This window comes from Streptomyces flavofungini, from assembly GCF_041028215.1.
Lineage (GTDB): Bacteria > Actinomycetota > Actinomycetes > Streptomycetales > Streptomycetaceae > Streptomyces > Streptomyces flavofungini_B.
Window position 1 is genome coordinate 1 of record NZ_JASKYR010001137.1, and the last position, 1,660, is coordinate 1,660.

The 1,660-nt window shown below is 71.1% G+C and carries 2 protein-coding genes; both read left to right on the top strand.

What is annotated here, in order from left to right; translation table 11 throughout:
* Positions 1–612, top strand: a 612-nt coding sequence (locus tag AB8Z36_RS39135; protein WP_369218120.1) for an SGNH/GDSL hydrolase family protein, incomplete at its 5' end; no start/stop codon positions are given.
* 61 nt (positions 613–673) lie between these two features.
* Complete coding sequence (locus AB8Z36_RS39140; RefSeq protein WP_440582122.1) at positions 674–1,579, top strand: endo alpha-1,4 polygalactosaminidase; 906 nt, start codon at positions 674–676, stop codon at positions 1,577–1,579.
* Positions 1,580–1,660 lie beyond the last annotated feature (81 nt).

The window sequence follows — 1,660 nt, forward strand, 5'->3', positions numbered from 1 at the left end:
GAGACCAAGCACTTCACCACCGCCCAGTACCCGGGCGTCGCCCCGCAGTTCGACGCGCTCAAGAGCGACACGCAGCTCGTCACCCTCACCATCGGCGGCAACGACAACGGCACCTTCATCAACGCGATCCTGTCCTGCGGCACCGCCGGCGTCCTCTCCGGCGGCAAGGGCAGCCCCTGCAAGGACAAGTACGGCAGCGGCTTCAAGGACCAGATCGACAAGAACACCTTCCCCGCGCTCAAGGCCTCGCTCAACCAGATCAAGGCCAAGTCGCCGAAGGCGCGGGTGGCGATCCTCGGCTACCCGTGGATCACTCCGGCCGCGTCCGTCCCCGGCTGCTTCGCCAAGATGCCCATCGCCGAGGGCGACATCCCCTACCTGCGCGACCTCCAGGCACATCTGAACGGCGCCGCCCGGCGCGCCGCGAGCGAGACCGGCACCACGTTCGTCGACCTGGCCGCGGCCTCCGACGCCCACGACGCCTGCAGGCCCGCGGGTCAGCGGTGGATCGAACCGGTCCTCTTCGGCACCAACTTCGTCCCCGTGCACCCGAACGCGGCGGGCGAGGCGGGCATGGCCGCGGAAACGGCAAAAGCCTTGAACCTGACCTGACCGGACACCCCGGGCGCAGGCGGGAAGGGGGCCCTGAGATCCTGGTGCGGTGACCTGGATCATGTGGCCCACCAGCAAGAACCGTACCGCCGACACCCGGAGGGACCGCCCTTCGCGCGCCCTTCGCACCGGCGTCGGCGGTGCGCTGCTCATCGCCCTCCTCAGCTCCCTCACCGCCTGCTCGTCCGGCGGCTCCGACACGGCGGACCCCGGCGAGTCCGCCTCCCGGCCCGCGAAGGACGGCGTACGGCAGCCGACCGCCGACGCCGCCTTCGACTACCAGCTCGGCGGCGCCTACGACCCCCCGGCGAAGACGCGGGCCGTCTCCCGCGACCGCTCGGCGAAGCCCGCGCCCGGCCTGTACTCCATCTGCTACGTCAACGCCTTCCAGGCCCAGCCCGGCAAGAAGGCCGCACGCTGGTGGGAGCGCGAGCACCCCGACCTGATCCTCCGCGACGACGACGGGGACCCGGTCATCGACGAGGACTGGAACGAGCCGCTGCTCGACATCTCCACCGCGAAGAAGCGCACCGCCCTCGCGGAGATCGTCGGCAAGTGGATCGACGGCTGCGCCGAGTCCGGCTTCGACGCCGTGGAGCCCGACAACCTGGACTCCTACGAGCGCTCCGAGGAGCTGCTCACCGCCGACGACGCGGCGGCCTTCGCCCGCCTCCTCGCCCAGCGCGCCCACCGCTCGGGCCTCGCCATCGCGCAGAAGAACACCACCGACCTGGTCGACGAGCACCGCCGCATCGGCTTCGACTTCGCCGTGACGGAGGAGTGCGCCCGCTACAAGGAGTGCCCCGACTTCGCGGAGGCGTACGACGGGAAGGTCTTCGACATCGAGTACGGGACGAAGGACTTCGACGCCGCCTGCCGCACCTGGGGCAAGGACCTCTCGATCACCCTGCGCGACCGTGACGTCCTGCCCGCGGGCGAGAAGGGCTACGTCCACAAGCACTGCTGAGCAGCGCTGAGCCTGGCTCGGGTCTGGCGCSGGACCCCGTTCAGGGCGTGCTGTCCGGCGGCGGGGGCGGCGCCGGTGCGC